This window comes from Actinacidiphila polyblastidii, assembly GCF_036353415.1.
Taxonomy (GTDB): domain Bacteria; phylum Actinomycetota; class Actinomycetes; order Streptomycetales; family Streptomycetaceae; genus Actinacidiphila; species Actinacidiphila polyblastidii.
In genome coordinates this window covers 188,532-212,270 of the sequence record NZ_JAZEWV010000001.1, presented here as the reverse complement: position 1 = coordinate 212,270, position 23,739 = coordinate 188,532, and the positions used below count along the sequence as shown (strand labels likewise).

Annotated in this window: 11 protein-coding genes and 2 pseudogenes; 6 read left to right on the top strand and 7 right to left on the bottom strand. The window is 72.7% G+C overall.

Translation table 11 applies throughout. The annotated features are described in order from the left end of the window. Positions 1-56 precede the first annotated feature (56 nt). Positions 57-2,213 (bottom strand): RNA polymerase recycling motor ATPase HelR, encoded by a 2,157-nt coding sequence (gene helR, locus V2S66_RS00765; RefSeq protein WP_330792257.1) that lies wholly within the window; start codon positions 2,211-2,213, stop codon positions 57-59. A gap of 345 nt (positions 2,214-2,558) precedes the next feature. On the opposite strand from helR, the gene V2S66_RS00760 reads away from it, so the two are divergent. Further along, positions 2,559-3,110: a COG4315 family predicted lipoprotein gene (locus V2S66_RS00760; RefSeq protein ID WP_330792255.1), complete on the top strand. Its 552-nt coding sequence runs from the start codon at positions 2,559-2,561 to the stop codon at positions 3,108-3,110. Between the two features lie 47 nt (positions 3,111-3,157). Further along, positions 3,158-3,706, top strand: a complete 549-nt coding sequence (locus V2S66_RS00755; RefSeq protein WP_330792253.1) for a DUF6529 family protein — start codon at positions 3,158-3,160, stop codon at positions 3,704-3,706. 24 nt (positions 3,707-3,730) lie between these two features. On the opposite strand, the gene V2S66_RS00750 is transcribed toward V2S66_RS00755, so the two are convergent. The 3 genes from V2S66_RS00750 to V2S66_RS00740 are packed head-to-tail and all read right to left on the bottom strand — an operon-like array spanning position 3,731 to position 6,381. Next, positions 3,731-4,747, bottom strand: a complete 1,017-nt coding sequence (locus tag V2S66_RS00750) for an NAD(P)/FAD-dependent oxidoreductase (RefSeq protein ID WP_330792251.1) — start codon at positions 4,745-4,747, stop codon at positions 3,731-3,733. Further along, positions 4,744-5,301, bottom strand: coding sequence for an isoprenylcysteine carboxyl methyltransferase family protein (locus V2S66_RS00745; protein WP_330792250.1), 558 nt, complete (start codon positions 5,299-5,301; stop codon positions 4,744-4,746). Before V2S66_RS00745 ends, V2S66_RS00750 begins: the two co-directional genes overlap by 4 nt. Before the next feature lie 6 nt (positions 5,302-5,307). Then, positions 5,308-6,381, bottom strand: a complete 1,074-nt coding sequence (locus V2S66_RS00740; RefSeq protein ID WP_330792248.1) for a type III polyketide synthase — start codon at positions 6,379-6,381, stop codon at positions 5,308-5,310. Between the two features lie 102 nt (positions 6,382-6,483). On the opposite strand from V2S66_RS00740, the gene V2S66_RS00735 reads away from it, so the two are divergent. Together V2S66_RS00735 and V2S66_RS00730 are read left to right on the top strand one after the other, a co-directional pair. After that, a complete protein-coding gene (locus V2S66_RS00735) occupies positions 6,484-7,701 on the top strand; it encodes a UbiA family prenyltransferase (protein WP_330792246.1) in 1,218 nt (405 codons plus the stop codon). 160 nt (positions 7,702-7,861) lie between these two features. Beyond that, complete coding sequence (locus V2S66_RS00730; RefSeq protein WP_330792244.1) at positions 7,862-8,605, top strand: SOS response-associated peptidase; 744 nt, start codon at positions 7,862-7,864, stop codon at positions 8,603-8,605. 70 nt (positions 8,606-8,675) lie between these two features. On the opposite strand, the gene V2S66_RS00725 is transcribed toward V2S66_RS00730, so the two are convergent. Beyond that, the gene (locus V2S66_RS00725; RefSeq protein ID WP_330792243.1) at positions 8,676-9,332 is read right to left on the bottom strand and encodes a hypothetical protein; all 657 of its coding nucleotides are present in this window, start codon (positions 9,330-9,332) and stop codon (positions 8,676-8,678) included. A 120-nt stretch (positions 9,333-9,452) separates the two neighbouring features. Continuing rightward, positions 9,453-15,872: an RHS repeat domain-containing protein gene (locus V2S66_RS00720; RefSeq protein WP_330792241.1), complete on the bottom strand. Its 6,420-nt coding sequence runs from the start codon at positions 15,870-15,872 to the stop codon at positions 9,453-9,455. 690 nt (positions 15,873-16,562) lie between these two features. On the opposite strand from V2S66_RS00720, the gene V2S66_RS00715 reads away from it, so the two are divergent. Both V2S66_RS00715 and V2S66_RS00710 read left to right on the top strand, forming a co-directional pair. Beyond that, the gene (locus V2S66_RS00715; RefSeq protein WP_330792239.1) at positions 16,563-22,313 is read left to right on the top strand and encodes an FG-GAP-like repeat-containing protein; all 5,751 of its coding nucleotides are present in this window, start codon (positions 16,563-16,565) and stop codon (positions 22,311-22,313) included. Positions 22,314-22,397: 84 nt separating this feature from the next. Further along, a pseudogene (locus V2S66_RS00710) lies at positions 22,398-22,487 on the top strand (ATP-dependent endonuclease); the annotation flags it as partial. Positions 22,488-22,584: 97 nt separating this feature from the next. Here V2S66_RS00710 and V2S66_RS00705 read toward each other — a convergent pair. Beyond that, positions 22,585-23,739: pseudogene (locus V2S66_RS00705) on the bottom strand (glycoside hydrolase family 18 protein); the annotation flags it as partial.

Genomic DNA, 23,739 nt, shown 5'->3' with positions numbered 1-23,739 from the left:
GGTGTGCTGGGGGAGAGCGGCCGGCGGCGGGGCTGCTCCGCGCGCCGGCCCCCGGGTCACGAGGAGCTGCCGGCGCCGGTGAGGACGACGAGCTGGCGCGTCGCGCGGGTCATCGCGACATAGCGGTCGACGGCGCCCTCGACCCCCTGGCCGAACCTCTCCGGTGCGACGAGCACGACCAGGTCGAACTCCAGGCCCTTGGACAGCTCCGGTGTCAGCGACCGGACCCGGGGCGTCGCCCGGAAGGTGGGGTCGCCGATGACGCAGGCGATCCCCTCGGCGTGCGCACCGAGCCACCCGTCCAGGATCGCGTCCCGGTCCGCGACCGCCCCGTGCACGACCGGGATGCCGCTGCTGCGGATGGAGGTGGGCACGTTGGCGTCCGGGAGCACGCCGCGGACGACCGCCTCGGCCTCCGTCATGACCTCCTGCGGCGTGCGGTAGTTGATGCTCAGGGAGGCCACGGTGATCCGGTCCAGCCCGACCCGTTCGAGCCGCTCCTGCCACGACTCGGTGAACCCGTGCCTGGCCTGCGCGCGGTCGCCGACGATGGTGAAGCTCCTGGACGGGCAGCGCAGCAGCAGCATCTGCCACTCGGCGTCGGTCAGCTCCTGCGCCTCGTCCACGATGACGTGGGCGAACGGGCCCGCCAGCAGGTCCGGTTCCGGCACCGGCACGGCGCTCTGGTCGACCAGCGCCTCCTGGAGGTCCTGCCCGTGCAGCATCCCCAGAGCGCCTTCGCTCTCGTCGATCTCCATGTTCTGCAGCATGCTGTCGATGGCCTGGGCACGGTGTGCGCGTTCGGCGGCGACGGACGCCTCGTGGCGCCGTCGGCGCACCGCCACCTGCGCGTCGCCGAGCCGCTGCCGCGCCGCGTCCAGCAGTGGCAGGTCGGACACCGTCCATGCCTGGGCCTGCGCGCGCTGGAGCCTGCGGACGTCGTCCGGGCCGAGCCCCGGAGCGCACTTGCGCAGATACGCGGGCACCGACCACAGATCGCCCACGAGGTCGGCTGCCTCGAGCATCGGCCACGCGCGGTTGAGCGCCCGGGTCAGCTCCCGGTTCGACAGCAGCGACCGCCTGAGCAGCTCCGGTGTGGCGTCGCTGTCGTCCTTGTCCGACAGGATCGTGATCAGCTCGTCGCGGATCTGCTCGCGCGCCTCGTTGTGCGGCGTCCCCGGTTCCACCACGTCGAACGCCACCGCCCAGTCGTCGGCGCTCAGCCAGAGGTCGGACCAGTGGGTGGACACCTCCATGCCCTCGGTGGGCGGCTCCTCGTAGATGCCGACCGCCGGCTCGATCGCCCGCACCAGGGCCGCGGACGCCTTCAGCGCGGCCACCTCCGGGTCGGCCTCGACCGCCGCCGCGGCGCCCTCGGCGACCAGGTCGCGCAGGGTGCAGGTCTGCACGCCCTCCTCGCCGAGGCTCGGCAGCACATCGGCGACGTAGGCGAGGTAGGGGCGGCTCGGACCGACGAACAGCACACCGCCGCGGCGGTGGCCGAGGCGCGGGTCGGCGTACAGCAGATGGGCGGCACGGTGCAGGGCGACCACCGTCTTGCCGGTGCCGGGACCGCCGTCGACGACCAGCGCGCCGCGCGATCCCGCCCGGATGACGGCGTCCTGGTCGGCCTGGATGGTGGCCAGCACGTCCCGCATCCGGGCCGACCGGTTGCCGCCCAGGCTGGCGATGAACGCGGACTGGTCGTCCAGCGCGGCGTGCCCCTCCAGGCCGTCGGCGGTGAACACCTCGTCCCAGTAGTCGCTGATCCGGCCCCGGGTCCAGCGGTACCTGCGGCGGCTCGCCAGACCCATCGGCGCGGCGTGCGTCGCCGCGAAGAACGGCTCGGCGGCGGGGGAGCGCCAGTCCAGCAGCAGCCGGCGCCCGGTGCTGTCGGTGAGGCCGAGACGCCCCACGTACACCGGCCCTGAGCCGTCCGCGGGGACCATGTGGCCCAGGCACAGGTCGAGGCCGAAGCGGCGCAGCGTACGCAGCTGACCGGTCAGCCGGTGCACCTCGTTGTCCCGGTCCATCGCCTCGCGGCCGATGCCGCCGGGCGCCCTGCGCTCGGCGTCGAGGCGGTCGGTCAGCTCGGCGATGGTCTGCGCCAGGCTCGCGGCGACGGCCGCGAAGTGCTGCTCGTCGCCGCCGATCAGCGCCGGGTCCGCCTTGGCGGACAGACCATCGGGCAGCCCGAACGCGCTGGTGGTCATCCCGTCATCCTGCAACGGCACACGCACTTCGTGGATCTCCCATTTCTGCGGCTTCCGGCTTTTCGGCCCGGATGCGCGATTGTGCCCCACGAGCGGGGCCTTGCCGCAAGCCCCCCGTTGCGCTATACGTTGAGAGTGGCAAGGAGAGGCAGTCCCTCCTTGCCTTTGCTTTTGCCGCGGCACCGGGCGCGTGGTGAGGCGTCGTGAGCCGCCCCGGGTTCCCGGCCGCTGCACCACTCGGCTGATCTTGCCAGGTGACAGGAGCGCGCATGTGTGGCGTACCCGGCCGCAGGCGGCACGTGGGGTGAGGCTTGGACCCCCACTGCGCCCACCTTCGGAGCTGCGATGAAGCGCACCCTCGCGACGGCCTCCTGCGCCGCCGTCACCCTGCTGGCCACGCTGCTGACCGGTTGTTCGGGCAGTAGCTCCTCCTCCGGGTCGTCGACCACCGGCTCGTCCGCCTCCGCCGCCTCCTCGGGCGCGGCCGCCGACGCCACCACCGCCGCCGCGGCCGCGAGCTCCGCTCCGGGCCAGGCCACCGTGGCCACCAAGTCCTCCGGCAAGCTCGGCACCATCCTGGTCAACGCCAAGGGCCGCACCCTCTACCTCTTCGTGGCCGACAAGAAGAAGAACGAGTCCACCTGCACCGGCGGCTGCGCCGTGGCCTGGCCGCCGGTGCTGAGCACCGGCACCGCCAAGGCGGGCACCGGCGCGGACCAGAAGCTGATCGGCACCGTCAAGCGCTCCAGCGGCCTCCCGCAGGTCAGCTACAACGGCCACCCGCTCTACTACTACGTCGGCGACACCAAGCCCGGCCAGACCAACGGGCAGGCCGTCGACCAGTTCGGCGCCCTGTGGTACGTCGTGAACGCCAAGGGCAAGCAGGTCACGAGCTGAGCGAGCCCCCCGCCGCCGCGCGACCGCCCCGCCGCCGCCGTCCCGCGGTGCGCGTGGCGGCGGTCGCGCTCGGCGTCCTGCTGCCGGTGGCCGTCGGCTTCGGCGTCTACCTCTTCGGCGACCACCACACCCCCGACTACAACAGCGGTCTGTACGGGCAGCACGGCACCGACGCCGTCGACCTCAAGGCCCGTCTGGGCAGCGCCCTGCTCTGCCTCGCCCTCATCCAGCTCGTCCTCGCCCTGTGGATGTACGGCCGGCTGCCGGGGCTGCGCGCGGCGCCGCACGGGGTCCGGATCGGCCACCGCGCCCTCGGCCTCTTCGCCTTCCTGTTCTCCCTGCCGATCGCCTACCACTGCCTGGCCACCTACGGCATCGAGACCACCAGCCCGCGGGTGGCGATCCACTCCGTCGCGGGCTGCGCGCTCTACGGCGCCTTCGTCGCCAAGGTGCTGGTGGTGCGCTCCCGCAGGCTGCCGGGCGCGCTGCTGCCGATCGTCGGCTCCCTGCTGGTCATCGGCATCGCGCTGCTCTGGTACACCGCCGCGCTGTGGGTGCTGGGCGGCTACTCGGTGCCGGGCCTGTCCTCCACCTGACACCAGGAGGCGTGCCGGGCGGCGTCAGGCGAGCCCGTTCACCACCGCACCGAACACCGCCGGAAGGCGCGCCGCGGCGGGCACGATCCGCCCGGCCAGCAGCGGCGCGGCGCGCACCCTCAGCAGTCCCGCGGTCAGCGCGCGGTGCCGCCGGGACATCGCCCGCCACGCCCGGTCGTACTCCTCCGGACGGTCGGCGAGCACGCAGCGCACGAGGTGGGCGGCGCCCCGCAGCGCGAGCGAGACGCCTTCGCCGGTGAGGGCGTCCACGTAGCCGGCCGCGTCCCCGACCAGCAGCACCCGCCCCAGCGCCCGGCCGCGGACCGGCTGCCGCAGCGGGCCCGCGCCGCGCGCGGGGGTCGCCGCGACGGCCGGCAGCCGCGCGGCCAGCCGGGGGAAGGCCGCGAGCTGGCGGTCGAAGGGGGCCCGCTCGCAGGTCAGCAGCGCGACGCCGACCAGTCGCGGCCCGACCGGGGTGACGTACGCCTCCGCGCGGCCCGACCAGTGCACCTCCACGCAGTCCGTCCACGGCGCGACCGCGAAGTGCCGCCGCAGACCGTAGCGGGCCGGAGCGCGGTCCGGCGGACCGGTCAGGCCGAGCGCCCGCCGGATGGGGGAGTGCAGCCCGTCGGCGGCCGCCAGATAGCGCGCGGTGAGTCCCGCGGCGTGCACCCGGTCGGACTCCTGGCGCACCTCGCCCGCCTTGCGCGGCAGCACCGGAACGCCGAGGTCCGCGGCCCGCCCGGCGAGCGCCGCGTGCAGCTCGGTGCGGCGCACCCCGCGGCCGGGACCGGTACGGAAGAACGCCTCGGCCTGGCGCCGGCCGTCCAGGTACCGGATGCCGCGCAGCGGCAGGCCGCCGACGTGCACGCCGAGGTCGGCGAGCGCGCCGACGGCCGCGGGCATCAGGCCCTCGCCGCACGCCTTGTCCACCGGGCCGGGGCGCGGCTCGACAACCACCACCTCCAGTCCGGCGCGCGCGGCGTGGATCGCGGTGGCCAGTCCGGCCGGGCCGCCGCCGGCGACCAGCAGGTCGATCACGCCGCCCCCGCGGCCGCCGGGACCGCGAGCCCGGCGCGCAGCGCGGTGTTCTCGCAGCGCAGCCGGACGGCGAGCAGCGCCAGATCGAGCAGGGTGAAGCACACCGCGGTGATCCAGCAGCCCCGCACCAGCGGCAGCGCGGCGCCTTCGACCACCACCGCGAGGTAGTTGGGGTGGTCCATCAGCCGGTACGGTCCGCCGCCGACCAGCGGCAGCCCCGGCACCACGATGACCCGGGTGTTCCAGCGCGGCCCGAGCGTGCGGACGCACCACCAGCGCAGCGCCTGCGCGCCGAGCGCGAGCAGCAGCATCGGCGCGCCGAGCGCGGCGGTGAACGTCCGCCCGCCCCACCACGTCTCGGCCAGGCACCCGGCCAGCAGCCCGGTGTGCAGCGCGACCATCACCGGGTAGTGGCCGCGGCCGTACTCGGTGCCGCCGCGCGCCAGGCTCCAGGCGGTGTTGCGCCGCGCGACGGTCAGCTCGGCGAGCCGCTCCACACCGACCAGCAGGACCAGCACGGTGTAGGCGGCGGCAGTGACGGAAGAGGAGTGCATCGCCGCCTACCAGCGCAGCAGGAGGAGTTCGGAGCTGAGCCCGGGGCCGACGGAGAGCATCAGCCCCGGCGTGCCGGCCAGCGGTCTGTCCCGTTCGAGGGTGTCGCGCAGGATGTGCAGCACCGACGCCGAGGAGAGGTTGCCGACCTCCGCGAGCGAACGCCACGACAGTTCGAGCGCCCGCGCGGGCAGATCGAGCGCGGCCCGCACCGCGTCCAGCACCTTCGGGCCGCCCGGATGGCAGATCCAGCCGGTCACGTCCGGCACCTTCAGCGCGTGGTCGGCGAGGAAGTCCCGTACCTCCGGGCCGAGTCGCTCCACCAGGGTGTCCGGCAGGTCGCCGCCCAGCACGATCCGGAAGCCGCCGGCCCCGACGTCCCAGCCGAGCAGCCGTTCGGTGCCGGGGTACAGGCGGCTGCGGGTGGCCACCACCCGCGGGCCGCCCGCGCCGGCCGCCGCCGGGTGCTCGGCGCCGACCGCCACCACCGCGGCGGCGCCGTCGCCGAAGAGCGCGCCGGCCACCAGGTTCGCCACCGAGGTGTCGGCCCGCTGCACGGTGAGCGAGCACAGTTCCACCGACAGCAGGAGGGCCGCCGCGGCCGGCCGGCCGGCCAGGTAGTCGTGCACCCGGGCCAGGCCGGCCGCCCCGGCCACGCACCCCAGCCCGAACACCGGCAGCCGCTTGACGTCCGCACGCAGCCCCAGCCGGCCCGCCAGCCGCGCGTCGATCGACGGCACCGCGAGCCCCGTCACCGACGTGAACACCACCAGCTCCACGTCCGACGCGCTCACACCCGACCCGGCGAACGCCCCGCGCGCGGCGGCCTCGCCCAGCTCCAGCGCCGACGCGACGTACGCCTGGTTCGCCGCGTCGAAGTCCCCGAGCGCCGCGTACCGCTCCAGCGGCAGCGCCAGATGGCGACTGCGCACCGCGGACGCGGCGTGCATCCGGTCCAGCAGCCCCCGCCCCGGCCCACCCGCCCTCCCCACCCCGGCCATCTCCGCCAGCGCGTCCCTGATCTCGTGCTGCTCGTACCGGTGGCGCGGCAGCACCGCGTGCACGGCGGCGATTCGGCTCATCCCGTCAGCATAGGAACAAGTCGGGCGAATGACCGTCATCGGGCGGAGAGTGCGCGCCGCGCCGCAAGTGCCGCGGCGGCGCCTGCCGCTACGGTGGGACGCGTGCCCAGCGACCCCCGCGACGCCGCCCCCCCGGCCGCGACGCCGCCCGGCGCGGCGGGTGTCGTGACCCCTGTGTCCGCGCCTTCGGACGGGGCTCCGGCGGCGTCGGCCACGGGGACGGGTCTCGCGTCCACCGTGAAGCCGGCCGGTACGGCGGTCTCCGCGTCCGCGGCCGGCGCTGCGCTCGCGCCGGGCGGCGCGGTGGCGTCCTCCGGCGTGGCGGGTGCCGGGGCCCCGGTGTCCGCCGTCGACCTCGCGCCTTGCGCGGTGGCCTCGGCGCGGGCGAAGGATCTCGCGTCGAGCGGTACGGCGGTCTCCGCGTCCGCGGCCGGTGGTCCGCTCGCGCTGGGCGGCACGACGAAACCCCGAGCGCGCCCGCCCGCCGGCTTCGCCACGGTCGTCGGCGCGCTGGTGCGGGCGTGTCATCCGGAGCCGACCGCCGCGGTGGCCGCGCTGATGGCGGGGCTCGCGGCGGCGTCGGGGCAGACGGCCGGGGGGTGCGTCGTGGTGGCGGTGGCGGTGCTGGCCGGGCAGTTGTCGGTGGGCTGGAGCAACGACCTGCTGGACAGGGAGCGGGACGCGGTCGCGCGGCGGACGGACAAGCCGCTGGTCGCCGGCGCGGTGTCGGCGCGCACGGTGTGGATGGCGACGGGGGCGGCGCTGCTCGTCTGCGTGCTCGCCTCGCTGGCGTGCGGTCCGGCGGCCGGGGCCGCGCACCTGACCGGTGTGGCGGCCGCGTGGGCGTACAACGCCGGCGTGAAACGCACCCTCTGGTCCTGGCTGCCGTACACCGTCGGCTTCGGGCTGCTTCCCGTCTTCGTGACGCTCGGCCTGCCGGCGCGAACCATGCCGCCGGGCTGGTCGGTCGCGGCCGGGGCGCTGCTCGGGGTGGGCGCCCACCTCACGAATGTGCTGCCGGACATCGAGGCCGACCTCGCCACCGGGGTGCGCGGACTTCCGCAGCGCCTCGGCCGCCGGCGCAGCCGGCTGCTCGCGCCGGCGCCGCTGCTGGGCGCCGCCGGCGCCCTCGTCTTCGGTCCGCCGGGCCCGCCGGGCGCCGCCGGCTGGACCGCGCTCGCCGTCACCGGCGCGGCGGCCCTCGCCACCGTCGCCCCGGCCGCCGCCCGGCCGCACGCGCGGCTGCCGTTCCTCGCGACGCTCGCGATGGCCGCCACCTCGGTGGTCCTGCTCCTGCTGCGCGGCCACGCCCTGGCCTGACCGGCGGCAGCGCCCCCCGCGCGGCGTCCCGAGCCGCTTGACGCTCACCGAGCGCCTCGCCGGCCCCCGTCGCGACGCGGCACCGTACGAGGCGAAGACGGCAGCGCCCTAGACCGCATCTCCCGCGGCTGCGACACCGGGATGTGGCACGCTGGACGTCATGTGCGGCCGCTATGTCTCCACCCGCAAGCCCGAGGACCTGGGAGCGCTGTTCCGCGCGGACCCGCCACCGCCCGACCAGGCGCTGCCACCGAGCTGGAACGTCGCGCCGACCCAGGACGTGTGGGCGGTGCTGGAGCGCGCCGACCGCTCCACCGGCGAGATCCGGCGCACGTTGCGCGCCGCGCGCTGGGGCCTGGTCCCCTCGTGGGCGAAGGACCTGTCCGTCGGCAACAAGATGATCAACGCGCGGGCCGAGACCGCCCACGAGAAACCGGCGTACCGCCGCGCCTTCGCCGCGCGCCGCTGCCTGGTGCCCGCCGACGGCTTCTACGAGTGGACCGCGGTGCCCGCCCGCGACGGCCGCAAGGCGTACAAGCAGCCGTACTTCATCCACCCCGACGACGGCCGGGTGATGGCCTTCGCCGGGCTCTACGAGTTCTGGCGCGACCCGAAGGCCGAGGACGCCGGGTCCGCCGAGTGGTGGACGACGTGCACGATCCTGACCACCGAGGCCACGGACGCCGCGGGCCGCGTGCACCCCCGCATGCCGCTGACCGTCGCCCCCGGCGACGTCGACGCCTGGCTCGATCCCGCACTCGACGACCCGGACGAGATCCGCTCCCTGCTCGCCGACCCCGCCGCCCGCGCCCTGGACGCGCGCCCGGTCTCCACCGAGGTCAACCGGCCCAGCGCCAACGGCGCGCACCTGCTCGACGCGGTCGACACCGACACCGACGCCTGACCGCTTTGCAGTCGGCGAGCGCGCCGGAAAGCGCGGCCGGCGCTGCCTCGCGCGCCGATGCCTCGATCCGTCACCACCCTGCCTGCGGTTCGCCCAGCGGGAGTCCGCAGTCGCGGACCCAGTTCCGGCCCTCAGGTGTCCAGGCGACGCGGGGGCCGAGGGAGATCCAGACGCCGAACTCGCCGGGGGACGGCTCGGCGGTCTGCTCCGTCCAGACGCTGTTCAGACAGACCTGCACACCGCAGTCCTTGGACTCGGGGAGGCCGCGCCAGCCGCAGTCCCATCTGACGTTCAGGGACAGCGGCCCGAGCACCGAGACCATCCGGTCCAGTTCCTCCTCGGTGCAGTTCTCGTCGGGCTCGCTGTCGGGATCGCCGAAGGGCTGGGCCGAGTCCAGCGTGAGGGTCAGGCCCTCCGGCAGCGGCCAGAGGTCGGCCAGGTCGGGGCGGAGCCTCAGGTACCCCGCGAACCAGGCGTTCGGCTCCTCGTTGCCGAAGGTGACGACGCTGCGGCGGCGCAGTTCGTCCAGCGCGGCAGCGACGCCGGGCTGTCCCTGGTTCCCGTAGACGCGGGCGGTGTCGAAAACCTGCAGGGCGTGCGCGTACTGCTCGGCCGTGGTGACCGGCTTCAGTTGGGGCCAGGGGAGGGCGGTCCAGTCAGCCAGGTCGTGCATGACCGCCCGCGCCCGGGTCAGGGCGCTCGCGGCGTCGGGAAAGGATTCGCGCACTCGGTGGAGCGTCGAGGACAAGAGAACGTGCCTTTCGGACGAGGACGGGGCGGACGCGCCTCTACGAACGCGTCCGCCCTGTCCCGGATTACCGCCTGACGTCAGAGACCGGCGGGCGGCTCAGTAGGAGTACCCGTTCGATGAATAGTAGGTATGCCCCTCGACGTGGCCCTCGTCGGTGCTGCCCAGGTCGAAGTCGCCGATTTTGCTGCCACTTTGGGTGTAGACCCGGAGATGGTACCCGCGGATCGACTTGATACCGCCCCTGCGGGCGTTCTGGTAGCTCCGGACCCACTGCTTGACCTCGGGAGGATCGGCCAGGTCAGGGACCTGGATGAAGATCTCGTTGACGTCCGTGCCGCCCTTCCAGTCCTGCCGCCAGCGCAACTGCTTGACGGCACTGGAAAGCTGCTCGGTGAACTTCCCCTCGTCGGCCTCTCCGATGGTCTTGACCTCGCCGTAGCCGACGATGTCACCCTGCTGATCGAGGTATTCGAGGTCGGCGTTCTTGACCTTGTCCTTCCCCTTGGCTCCTGGCTTGCTCTGGAGCTCGTTCTCCTTGGGCATCACCCGGGCACGAGTGCCCTCCGGAGCGTCGTCCAACGAGCGGTAGGCATTGTCCAGGGTGAGCTGCGGACCGCCCTTGCCGTCGCCGTGCTCCTTGGTCAGAGACTGCGCGTCCTCGTCCCGGCTCGGGTCGTCCGACGACGAGCCGTCGGAACCGTCCCCTTCGTCGCCGCCCCCGCCGCCTCCACCGTTCTGCACGGCGTAGGCGATGTTCGGCGCGGCGACCGAGCCGATCACCGTCGCGGTGCCGGTGACGGCGAGCGCGGAGCCTGCCATGATCAGCGCCTCGCCCGGGCCGAGCGCCCCGACGCCGGTCGCCATGAGCGCACCGCCCAGCCCGTCCATGGTCGCGCCGAGCAGCAGTTGCCCGAAGCCCAGTGCGGCCATGGGGCCGTTGGTGCGGTCGATGACCTGCTGCGCGGTGTCCGCCAGGCTGGAGACCGCGTTGGACAGCGAGTGGAACCAGCTCTGGCCGGTCGGGTCGCTGCCGGTCACCGGGTTGTTGGCGGCGTAGTCGTAGCCCGTCAGCTGCGAGGGGTCGGCGGTCTCCAGTTGCGGGTCGCGGCTGATGAACCGGCCGGTCTGCGCGTCGTACTCGCGCATCCCCAGGTTGACCAGACCGGTGGCGGTGTCGGTGGTGCCGCCGACGTAGCCCTTGTCGCCCTGCCAGCCGGTCGGGACCGCGCCGCGCGTGCCGCCGAAGGGCAGGTACTGGCGTCGTGTCACCGCCTGGGTCTGGTAGTCGATGGACAGGTAGTCGCTGCCCTGCCGGTTGGGGATCAGGTACTGGACGTCGCCGCTGCTGGAGCGGGAGGCCAGGGTGGTGCCGTTGACGGAGTAGTACCGGGTGGCGGTCACCGCCTTCGTGGCGGTGTTCTCCACCAGTTCCTCGTCGCCCAGGTAGAGCGTGGCCTGCGTCGGGTCGGTGCGCAGCACCAGTCCGCCGTCGAGCCCGTAGAGGTAGCTGGTGGCGCCGGCCGACGTGGTGTCGGTGTCCAGCCGGTTCTGGTGGTTCCAGGTCAGGGTCTGGTCGCCCAGCGCTCCGCCCTGGATCGACTGGGTGTTGCCCGAGGCGTCGTAGCCGTACGAGGCCGTGTTCGCCGCGGCGGCCGGGCCGGTGGCGGTGGTGCTGCCGAGCGTGTGCGGCTGGTCGGTCGCGGAGCCCGCGGCCGGGTAGTGGTAGGTCGTGGTGGTGTCGTCGGCAGCGACACCGGCGGTGTCGTGGTCGGTCTGCGTCTGGCGCTGGCCGTCCGCGGCGTACGTCCAAGACTGCCAGTAGGGGTTGGGGCCGCCGACGGTGGCGCTGCTGCCCGCCGAGGGGGTGGCGGCGCAGCTGTCGGTGGCGGTCCAGGCCGCGGTCAGCCGGGTTCCCCAGTCGTAGCCGAAGCACTGGGTGTCCGCGACCGCGCCGCCGTTCTGGCGGTCCGTGGTCGAGGTGAGGAGTCCGGCGCCCTTGGAGACCGCCGGGTTCTCCCAGGCGTACGAGGTGTCGTCGACGACCGTGCTGCTGGTCGAGTCGGTGGTCTTGGCGTCGGTCGGCTGTCCGGTCTGCGGGTCGTACTTGAGGGTCAGGTCGACCCAGTCGGTGGTCGTGCCCATCGCGTACTGGAGCGGCTCGCCGTACTCGTCGTAGCCGATGGCCGAGACGTACGTCCAGGCGTTGGTTCCGGAGCTGGCGACGCCGGTGGTCTGCCCGTACGCGTCGTAGCCGTAGTCGACGGTCTCCGCCGGCAGTCCGCCGCCCGCCGGGTCCTGGTGGCTCGCCAGCAGTCCACTGGACTTGTAGGTGTTGGACTCGGTGTATCCGCCGGAGGGCGCCAGCGGCGCCAGGTTGCTCGGCAGGTTGGCCAGCGTGGTCTTCGAGGCGGCGACGTCGCCCATGCTGGTGTAGGCGAGGATCGCGTTGGTGACGGAGGCGCTGGTCGTGCCCTTCGCGTACGACGTGGAAGAGGTGGGGTACCCCTTCTTCAGCGTGTCGTAGGTCCAGGACGCGACCTGGTTCGCGGTGGACGCGGTGGCGTTGCCGGTCGTGTCGTAGACCGCCGTCTTCCGGCCGTCCTTGTCGTAGGTGTAGGTGGCCTGGTCACCGCGGGCGTCCGTGGTGGTCAGCAGCTGGCCGGCGTTGTCGTACGTCGCCGAGGAGCTGCCGGCGTCGGGGTCGGTCGCCGCGACCTGGTCGCCGAGCAGGTTGTAGGTCCAGGTCCAGCTGTTGCCGCCCGGGTCGGTCTCGCCGGACTGGTGCCCGTCCGGGTAGTACGTGTAGTGGGTGTCGGAGTAGTCCGAGGCGGCGTCGTGGACCGGGTCGGCCGCGGCGCCCGCGTGGTACTGGTACAGGTCGGTGGCGCGTCCGCGGCCGTCGGTGAGCGTCGTCTCGGCCACGCCGCCCTTCGGAGGAAGGGTGGTGGTGAAGTTGCCGCCGAAGACCGTCGTGGTGTTCCAGGTGGGGCTGCCCAGCGCGTAGGCGGTGGCCACGGTCTTGCGCCCGGCGCCGTCGTAGGTGAAGCCCGTCTCCGACGGCACGTCACCGTCCTGGGCCTGCACCAGCGTCGTCGAGGGGGCGCCGCTCGCGTAGTAGGGGGCGGTGGTCTTGGCCACCCATCCGTTGGTGTCGTAGACGGTGTCGGTGACGTCCCGGCCGCCGTCGACGGTCGAGATCTGCGTCTCGCGGGGCCGCAGCAGCGAGTCCAGCAGCAGTTCGCTGCTGCGGTAGCTGCCGTCCTCGTCGAGGGTCTGGGTGACGACCGAACTCGGCTTGTCGGCGGTGACCGCGTAGCTGTACTTGGTCGTGGCCGCGGTGATACCGGGCCGGAACACCGCCGTGGTCCGTCCCAGCGCGTCGTACTGCGCCTTGGTGACGTAGCCGGCCGCCGTGGTCTGCGTCAGCATCAGCCCGCGCAGCGCGTCGTAGGTCTGGGTGAGCGTCTGGCCCAGCGGGTCGGTGGAGACGATGGAGGTCGGCGCGGCGCCGGTGCTCGGCGTGTAGGTGGTCTTGGTGGTCTGCTGATCGGCGTCGGTGCTGGTCAGCGGGCGGCCGTAGACGTCCGTCGTCAGCGACGACATGGTCGAGTAGACCGGCGTGGACCCGGTGTACGAGGTGGCCTGCTGGGTCGAGGTGGGATCGCCCACGGTGGGTGCGGCGCCCAGGGTGCCGGAGCTGTCGTAGAAGATCCGCTTGTCGCTCACCGCGTCGGCCGGAAGGGACGGTGTGGCCGAGCAGGCGACGGACACCGTCTTCGTCTCGTCCACCAGGTCGAGGATCCACGCGGAGGTGTTGTCCGCGTAGCTCGCGGTGGTGCACAGGTCGTCGGTCGCCGTGGCGACGTCGCCCTTGTCGTCGGTCTTGGTGACCCGGCCGTAGGAGTCGTTGGTGTAGGCGATCTCGGTCTGGCGGGTGGCCCCGGACGCCAGCGGTGTGAAGACCTTGACGTCGCTCTGGCCGGTCAGGAACGCCTTCTGCGACGGCAGCCCGCCGGACAGCGCGTGCACGGCGGTGGCGCTGCTGCTCCAGGGCGCGGTGACGGTGTCGTTGACGACCTTGCCGCTGTTCAGCCCGTTGTAGAGGATCGACTCGTAGGTCAGCCCGGCGTACTGGGCCGCGTCGGTCACCGGGGGGTCGCCGCGGGAGTCGGTGACGGACGCCGAGCGGGTGGCGCCGGCGGGCAGGGTGTCGCCGTCCATGCCGCGGAAGTAGGTGTAGTCGGTCTCGGTGACCGGGTCGGGCGTGGTGCCGGTGGTGACCTTCATGCCGCCGTAGCCGCGCCACTGGTTCCAGGTGCGCTGCGCGGCGATGGTCAGCGGGTCGTCGTCGTGGTGCCAGGCGGGGGCGCCCACCGGGACGTACCGGGTGACGATGGTGTCGTTGACGCCGCCGCCGGTCTGGTCCTGCTGGGTGACCGTGGTGACGACGTACTTGTTGAACCAGTCCAGCATCGGCGTGGTCTGCCCGGTGGGAGTCCAGTAACCCGGGTAGCACAGGGAGGTGTTGTGGCTCGCGTCGCTCGGGGTGCCGCCGCCGCAGGCGGGGGCGGTGTAGCCGACGCTGACGACGCCGCCGGACTCGGTGGTGATGGTGTTGAGCCGGTAGCGGGTGATCGGCGGGTAGCCGTCGGTCAGGTCCACCCGGTTCGACAGGGGTGTGCCGGCGAAGGTGACCTGGGGCATGGCCTGCGCCGAGGCGGAGCCGCCGGCCGAGGTGTCCTGGCCGGTGCGGGTCACCGTGTTCAGCCACAGCGAGGGCGTGGTCACGTCCCCGGTGGGCGGGAAGGAGTAGGTGAACGCCCAGGAGTCGACGTTCGTCTCGGTGGAGCCGACCAGCGCCTGGGCCTGGACGCCCGTCAGCTCGTTCTCGCTCCAGAAGGTGGGGGAGTTGGTCGAGCAGGAGGCGCCGCTGGCGCAGTTCAGGTCGAACGGCACGTCCGGCCACTTGGACGCGGTGGAGCTGGTGAGCGTGGAGGTCGCGCACCCGGTGGCGGAGGTGTTGCAGCGGCCGTTGTAGGCGAAGGTGACCTGGGCGGCCGGGCTGGTGGAGTACACCGCGTTGTCGCGCTGGCCGTACTGGATCCTCGCGAGCGCCACGTCGCGTGTGTAGGACGTGTCGGCGGTCTTGCCGAGGTTGCGCGCGTAGGAGGCGGTGGTCGGCGTGTAGAAGTAGGACATCACGTCGCCGTGGGTGTCCTTGACGTAGTCGAGCATCCAGCGGTAGCCCTGCTGGCACCAGGAGCTGGCCCAGGTCGCGTTGTAGCAGGGCTGGCCCGAGGCGGTGGCGTAGACGGGCTCGGTCAGCACCGAGTCGGTGGTCGTGTTCCCCGTCGCCCACCCCGGCAGCCGGTTGAGGCCGAAGGTGTACTGGGTGCCGTTCGTCGTGGTCACCCGGAAGTACTCGCCGCCTTGGGCGCCGTTGGTCGCGCCGGTCAGCCGCTCGACGCGCTCGCCGGAGTCGCCCTGAGCCCGGTACGTCCCGGTGGTGTCGTCCTTGATGAGGGTGGTGGTGTCACCGTTGAGCGAGAGGGTGAGCTGGTTGTCGGAGGACCAGCAGCTGTCCCACGTCTTGGTGGGGCCGGTGGGGTTGTCGTGGCAGGACGCGTAGGAGCGCTCGACGTAGTTGCTCGGCAGCGAGAAGCCGTCACCGACGACCGAGGCCTGGGTGTTGGTGGACGACGTCAGGCCGTCCACGCTCTGCGAGTCGTAGCCCACCGCGAGGTTGGGCGTCAGCCCGCCGGGGACGCTGGGCCCGCTGATCGGGTAGGACCAGGTGAACGCGTCGGTGCTGCCGCCGGCCTGCCAGGAGCCGGACGGCTTGAGCGAGGTGGCGCCGAAGTCGCCGCCGCCTCCGCTCGGCCCGGCGGTGGCCGCGAGCACGGTGTTCCGCGCGCCGGCGAGCGGGGCCGACAGGGTCCGCGCCGTGGTGCTGTTGGCGGAGGCCACGGGGGTCTCGGTGCGGCAGGAGGCGAGTTGCGGCGTGGTCAGGGCGCAGTCGGGCAGCCGGACGAGCCGCAGCCGCGAGGCCCAGTCGCCGCCGAAGGCCTCGGCGAACGACCCGTAGCCCAGCGCCATGTGCAGCGGCGTCGCCTCAGTGGGGGCGACCTGCAGCAGCACGCCGTCGATGCCGGCCGCGGTCGCGGCGGACTTCGGCAGGATGCGCACCCGGACGTCCGCCGGCGCGGTCTTCTTCGCCGCGGCGGACGCGCCGCCGGCGTCCCGGGCGGCCGCGGCGGCGGGGAGCGGGCTGAACCAGACGGGCAGGCTGCCGGCGCGCGCCGCTGACACGGTGGCCGCGGCGGCTCCCGCCCCGGCGCGGGCGTTCTTCGTCGCCTGTGCCGGTGCCTTCGCTTGCGCCCCGGCCCTCGCACGCGGCGCCGCCGTGCTCGCGACGGCAAGGCGCGGCACGCTCGCCGTCGCGGTGCCCGCAGGCCACACCGGAGCCGGCGAGGGCGTGGTGACGAGCTTGCGCGGCGTGCCGTAGTGCGAGGTCACCGGAGTGACCGGCACCGGTTTCGCATGAGGGGCCTTGGGCGGCCCCGCCACTTCCGCCGCGACCGGCGACGCTGCCCCGAGCAGCGTCGCCGACACGGCCATCGCACCGGCCACGGCGACGACGGCACGCCAGGCGGCCGGAGGGCCGCCCCACCGTCTGTGCCTGCCATCGGTCTTGCCTGACGTGATTGGGAAAAGCCCGTCGCCGGACGCCACAGTGTCCCGCCCCTCGCTGTCCGCGGTGATCATCGACCGGCAGGGAAAATACCAGTGCCAAAAGACCTGCCAACGCCGCCAGCCAAGTGCAGACACACTCTTTACCATTTACCTACCCACCACTGCTTCTTTACCACTGTCACCAAAGGTGCACATGTGAAGGGTGTTTCAATGGGCTCGATGGGACATTTCGGGCGGTCGTCACCTCGCTCACCAGGCACTCCGTGAACCGGGCCTTTACCTGAGCGGCGCGTCTGCGTCAAATGAATTCTGGGTACGGAAGCGGAATTAGCGCTACCGGACGCACGCCGCAGTCGCCTTACCATTTCTTTGAAATAGACATATGGCTGCTTACTGCCACCTACAACGACAACACGGCAGGTGAGGGAGGAATACCGGTCTAGGCAAAGTTGCGGGCAGCACTTAGGTTCGGCCCGGACCTGACCCCGGCTGACCTGGGAGACCACGAAAAGCATGAAGAGACGACTGACCACGCCACCGCGACGCCGGGGCAGAACCGCCCTCACCGCCGTGATGGCCCTGTGGACGGCGGGCACTGTCGGCCTGACGTCCGCTCATGCGGCCGACCGGAGCGCGGGGGCGGCCGCCGCCTCGCTCCCCGGCAGGACCCAGCCCGTCGCGCACCGCGCCGCGATGCCCGGCAACCTGGTCCCGCTGCCCAGCGGTTACGGACTCACCGCCGCCGATCAGGCGGCCATGAAGTCCGCCGCCGAGACGGCACGGCGCAGCGGCAAGCAGACCCTCGTCGACTCCCTGACCACGCCGGTCGACGCGGTCGTCGCCGAACCGTCCGGCGCCTTCATGCTCTCCGCGAACGCCGAGCCGGTCCGGGTCCGGCGCGGCCACGGCTGGACCCCGGTCGACCTGAAGCTCACCCGCCAGGCCGGCGGCGGCTGGGCGCCCGCCGCCACCGCCTACGGCACCGTCACCTTCTCCGGCGGCGGCGACGCCCCGCTGGCGGTGACCCGCTCCGGCACCACCTCGGTCTCGCTGACCTGGCCCACCGCCCTGCCGGCTCCGGTCGTCGACGGAGCTTCGGCCACCTACCGCTCGGTGCTCCCCGGCGTCGACCTCGTCATGTCGGCGACCGCCGACGGCGGTCTGAGCGACGTCCTGGTCATCAGATCCGCGCAGGCCGCCAAGCGCCTCGCGTCCGTGCGGCTGACCACCGCGGTGCACGGCGGGAAGCTGGGCGTGGCCCGCGACGGCGGCCTCGCCGTCACCGACACCCGCGGCGCGCTCGTCGCCGACGGCGCCACCCCCGTGCAGTGGGACTCCAACACCCGGCTGCCGTCGCCCGACCCCGAGGACGCGAAGACCGCCGCGCGGTCCGGGGCCAAGGTCGCCGCCGACCGCTCCGACGCCGGGCACCCGGGCCTCGCCGCCCGCCTCGCCCCCGTCAAGGTGCGCACCGCCCCCGGCTCGATGACGCTGGTGCCCGACGCGCGCATGCTCGCCAGCCGCTCCACGGTGTGGCCCGTCTACGCCGACCCCTCGGTGAACTGGCACCCCGCCACCGGCGGCACGCCGCAGTTCGACGAGGTGAAGCAGGGCTGCCCCGGCAACTCCTTCACCAACCAGACCGGGAGCCTGGCCGACAACGGCTACCTGGGCGTGGGCTACAACGGCTGGCAGGAGGGCTCCTGCTACACCGGCGACGAGCACGCGATCTACCAGTGGAACCTCCCCAAGGCCATCTGGGGCTCCGACGTGCACAGCGCCGAGGTGGACGCCACCGACGTCTACTCCGCGTCCTGCGGCACCACGGCCACCGTCAACCTGCACTGGTCGAAGGGCATGGGGTCGGGCACCGACTGGAGCAACCGCCCCGGCTACAACAGCTACTCCACGTCCTCCAGCTTCGGGCCGTCCTACAACCCGACGTACTGCCCGAACAACGGCAGCACCACCAACGGCTTCAACGTACTCACGCCGGTCAAGTCCTCGGCCGCCGCGCACGCGAGCACCTTCACCGTCACCCTGAGCGAGGACTCGCTGGAGTCCAAGCACAACGACCTGGGGTTCAAGCGCTTCACCCACAACCCCACCCTGCAGGTCTTCTTCAACAACGCCCCGAACGCCCCCACCGCCGCCACCATGGCCGCGGTCGCCGGCGCCGACGACGCGGCGTGCGACACGGTGTCCCCCTATCCGTACATGGGCAAGACCATCGCGAGCACACCGCCGGTCCTGCGGGCCAAGGTGTCCGACCCCAACGCGGACAAGCTCCAGGCCACCTTCCAGTACTGGATCAACGGCCAGACCACGATGCACACCGTGAACAGCGGCGACAACCTGTCCAGCGGCACCTACGCCACCGCGTCGCTGACCTCCGCCTTCATGTCCTCGCTGACCAACGGCCAGACCGTGGACTGGAACGTCAAGGTCACCGACGGCATGGACAGCACCGCCTACACCCAGTCGCCGACCTGCCACTTCGTCGCCGAGCCCACCGCGCCCGACACCCCGGCGGTGACCTCGGAGAGCAACCTCTACCCCAACACCGACGTCACGGACGCGGTGGTCGGCGCGACCTACGGCACCGCGGGCAAGTTCGACATCTCCGGCGCGGGCACGGCGGCGACGAAGTTCGTCTACAACCTCGACGTGCCGCCGACCAAGGTGAACCCGCCGGCCGCGCAGACCGTCACGGCGGCGTCGAACAAGGCGACCGTCACCGTCACCCCGCCCTCACCGGGCCCGCACACCCTGTGGGTCTACGCGGTCGACGCCGCGGGCGACGACTCGGGCGACTTCGCCTACCCCTTCCTGGCCGCCGGTCACACCGGCACCACCTGCGCGAGCCTGGCCGCGTGCTTCGACAACACCGCGATCAGCTCCGACACCGCCACCACGCAGGCCGACATCGACGGCAGCGGTGACAGCTTCTCCGCCACCGACCTCGCCGGAGCCGGCTGGCCCAGCGCCGGCAAGGTCACCGTCGACGGCGCGACCTTCGCGCTGCCCGCCTTCGGCGCCGGCCAGAAGGACAACGTGCTGGCCGCCAACCAGACCGTCACCTACAGCGGTTCCGGCAGCGCCCTGGAGTTCCTCGCCACCAGCACCAACGCCGGCCTGGCCACCCCGGGCGCGATCGACGGCGACAGCACCGCCCCCTACGTCCCGGCGGGCACCGCGGTCTCCGGCTCCTACTGCTTCTCCGGCACCGACCCGGTGGGCGCCTGCGCCGCGACCGGCACCATCACCTACACCGACGGCACCAGCACCTCCTACGACCTCACCGTCCCCAACTGGTGGGACGTGGGCACCTCGCTGCCCGCCGTCGTGCTGCCGCACCGCAACGACTCCACCGGCAGCCACGCCAGCCCGCACGGACTGTTCGCCTTCTCGGTGCCGATCGACCCGGCCAGGACCATCGCCTCGGTGACCCTGCCCGACGTCTCCGACCACGTCGGCAACAACGCCCAGACCCTGCACATCTTCGGCATGTCCACCCGCAACACGACCAAGGGCACACCGGAGGCGAACGGCACCTACAGCCCCGCCGCGACCGGGCAGTCCTGGACCGGCGCCTGGGCGAACCCCAACGAGAGCAACTCCAACCTGCTCAGCGGCGGCGCCAACTACAGCAACCAGACCTTCCGCACCGCACTGCAGCCCTCGATGTCGGGCACGACCGTGCGGATCAAGCTCGACAACGGCGAGGGCACCAGCAAGCTGAGCATCGGCCACACCACCGTCGCGCTCAGTTCGAGCGCGACCGCCTTCACCTCGGTGCCCACCGGCACCATCAAGTCACTGACCTTCGGCGGCGCCCAGTCGGTGACCGTCCCGGTCGGCGGCGTGGTCTACAGCGACCCGGTCAGCTTCACCGTCACCGCGGGCCACCTCCTGCTGGTCAGCTACCAGCTGACCAACTCGGTGCCGTACGTCATCACCCACTCGTACGCCAACGGCTCGTACACCTACGTCAGCGCCATCGGCTCGGGCGACCTGACGACCGGCACCAGCGCCACGCCGTTCACCACGAACGCCGCCGCCTACGGCAACTTCACCCAGCTGATCGCTGGACTCGACGTCCAGGGCGCGGGCGTGCCGACCGAGGCGGTGCTCGGCGACCACCTGGCGGACCCCTTCCAGCCGAACACGACACCGCCGAACTCCAACGGCTACCGCGTCTCGGACGCGCTCGCCGGGGCCGAGCCCACCACACCCCAGCCGTTCGGCGTGCTGGCCGAGGGCATCGAGTCCAACCAGCTGATGACCGACAACCCCGAGCAGTACCAGGGCAGCGCGATCGGCGGCCCCGCCGTGCTGTCCAGGATCGACCGCGACATCCTCGACCAGCCGGGCATCAACACCGTCGTGCTCGACGAGGGCCTGGAGGACCTGCTCGGCGGCTCGACCACCAACGCCGACCTGGAGGACAACGGATACACCGCGCTGGTGCAGCAGTTGCAGGCGTGGGGCATCAACGTGGTCCTCACCTCGCTGACCCCGTGCGAGGGTTACGCCGGGGACGGCGCCACCGCCAACGACCCGTGCACCTCCGCGGTCGACGACTCCCGTACCGACGTCAACGCCTTCCTCGGCGGCATGAACCTGGGCAACCCCTGGGGCACCCCGGCGGTGTACTTCGCCGACTTCGACGCCGCCGTCGCCGCGCCGAACGCCTACCGCGGTGAGGAGCGGCTCGCCCCCTGGGCCGACAGCGGCGACCACGTCAACCTGAGCCTGGCGGGCTACGGCGCGCTCTCCGACTCGCTCATGACGCCGCAGGACACCTGGAACGCCGACGACGGCAACGACATGCCCGTCGCCACCGACACGGCAGCCACCGACACCCCGCAGACACCCGGCACCATCCTCAACCCCGGCACCGGCAACGCGCCACTGACGCTCTCCGCCACCGGCGCGAGCTGGGGCGACGACTCGCTGCGCGGCACCGTGCTCAACCTGGACGGCGCCACCGGGACCGCGACGAGCACCACCCCGGTGCTGAACACGCAGGCCAGCTTCAGCGTGTCGGCCTGGGTCAGGCTGCCCTCGCTGCCCACCCACGACATGACCGTCGCCGCACAGGAAGGCACCCAGAACAGCTCCTTCCGCCTGCAGTACAACTACTCCCACGCCACCGCGCCCGGCTGGGCGCTGACCACCGCCGGCGCCGACACCTCGGGAGCGGCCCTCACCACCGCCTACGCCTCCGGAGCGGCCGCGAGCACCTGGACGCACCTGGTCGGCGTGTACAACGCGGCGGCCAGGACCACCCAGCTCTACGTCAACGGCACCCTCGCCGGCTCGGCCACCGGCGTCACCCTGTGGAACGCGCCGAACGCCTACACGGTGGGCCGCGGCCTGTACAACGGCAGCCAGACGGACTTCCTGTCCGGCTCCGTCAGCGGCGTGCAGAGCTACGACTACGCGCTGACCGCCAACCAGGCCGGCGCGCTGTACCAGCAGAACACCGCCGGCGGCGGCCCGTACACCTTCGCCGACACCGTGGACTTCGACGGCGACGGTCTCCCCGACCTGGTCGCGGAGACCGCATCGGGCGACATCTGGATGTTCCCCGGCGACGGCGGCCACGGACCCTCGACGACCACGGCGACCCTGGTCGGCTGGGGCTTCTCCGCCTACACCCTCGCCGGCATCGCCGACTTCAACGGCGACGGGTACCAGGACATCGTCGCCAGGGACTCCACCGGACTGCTGTGGATCTACCCGGGCGACGCCGCACACGACACCAGCACCGCGCGGGTGGAGATCGGCACCGGCTGGAGCACGTACACCTTCGCCGGCGTGCGTGACTGGAACGGCGACGGGCACCCCGACGTCGTCGCCACCGACTCCAGCGGCAGCCTGTGGAACTACCCGAGCAGCGGCACCATCAACGGCACCAGCACGCTCGGCACCCGCGTCAAGGCCGGCACCAGCTGGAGCACCTACACCCTGGAGGGCATGACCGACTGGGACAAGGACGGGCACATGGACCTGGTGGCGATGGACTCCACCGGACTGCTGTGGCTCTACCCCGGCGACGCGGCGCACGACACCAGCACCGCGCGCGTGCAGATCGGGACCGGCTGGACCAACTACACCGTCGCCGGGCTCCCCGACTGGACCGGTGACGGCAACGCGGACATCGTCGCCCGCGGCCCCGGCGGGCTCCTGTGGATGTACCCCGGCCCCGGCACCCGGGCCGGTGCCGGCACCCGCCACCAGCTGGGCATCGGCTGGTGACACCGGTGGGTCGGTGACGTCAGGTCGCCGAGAGCGGGCGGTGGGGGCCCGGAGCGCCGGGCCCCCACCGCCCCGCGGCGATTCGCGAGCCGGGGGCGGGACCTGGCGGCCGAGGGGATCTGCGTGCTGCCGATGCGCGGCGCGATGAGCGTGCCGCGCATCGCCGCCCTGCTCGACGACCTGTTCGCCGCCCTCTGACCGGCCCGCGACCGTTGGCGTGGCGTCCCCCGGCCGCCGCGGTGCGCGCCGGCCGGGGGACCGTACGGTGCGGTCAGTTCTGCAGACCGCTGACGAGCGCCCCGAACAGCGCCCCGTTCGCGGTGTCGCCGGACATCTCCCAGATCATCGCGCCGAGCAGGTGCTGGGACTTGATGTACGCCGCCTTCCTGCCGATCGACCAGGTGTCGTCGAAGGACCACCACTGCCCGTTCGGCCCGGTGTAGCCGTACGTCGCGGCGGTCTGGTCGTTGTGGTGGGCGGTCAGGTTCGGCACGCTCGCGACGAGGTTGGCGTCACCGCGGGTGCCGGCCTCCTCCGCGAACTGACCGGGCGCCGCGCCGTTCGCGCTCTGCCACTCGCCGTGCGCACCGCCGTCCGCCACCTGCTGCCAGCCCCGGCCGTAGAAGGGGAGGCCGATGGTGAGCTTGCGCGGGCTGACGCCGGCGGCGAGGTAGAGCTGCACCGCGCCGTCGATGCTGAAGTCGTTCGGGTAGGGCGACTTGGGGTCGGCGTAGAGGTCGGCCTGGTCGCCGGTGCGGGACGGCTCCCAGGAGTTGTCGCTGCCCGCCCCGTGGAAGTCGTAGCCCTGGATGTTCTCGATGTCCAGGCTCTTCGACACCTGCGGCAGCTCCCAGCCGGCCGCGATCTTCTTCGGGTCGGCCGGGGTGAACGCGGTGAGCAGCTTGTGGTCGCCGCCCAGCGCGTCCAGCTCCCTGCGGAACTCGGTGATCAGCGCGGTGAAGTTCGCCTTGTCCGCGGCGGCCCAGTGGTTGCCGGGGTGGCCGTCCGGTGACCCCGGCCACTCCCAGTCCAGGTCGAAGCCGTCGAAGATTCCGGCGGCGACGCCCGGCCCGCCCGCGCCCTCGGACGGCGGCAGACTCCCCTTGATGTACATGTCGATGCAGGACTGCACGAACTTCTTCCGCGACGCGTCGGTCGCCGCGACGTCGGAGAAGTACTTGGAGTACGTCCAGCCGCCCAGCGACATGACGACCTTCAGGTTCGGGTACTTCGCCTTGAGCTCCTTGAGCTGGTTGAAGTTGCCGCGGAGCTTGCCCCAGCCGTCGTCGGCCTGCCCGTTGACCGACTGCGAGGCGGGGAAGGCGCGTCCGTAGTCGGCGTCCGCGTCGCCGGCGCCGTCACCCTGGCCGGGGTCCTCCGGGTCCTGCGTGGTGCCCTTGGTCACGCCGTTCAGGCAGGTCAGACT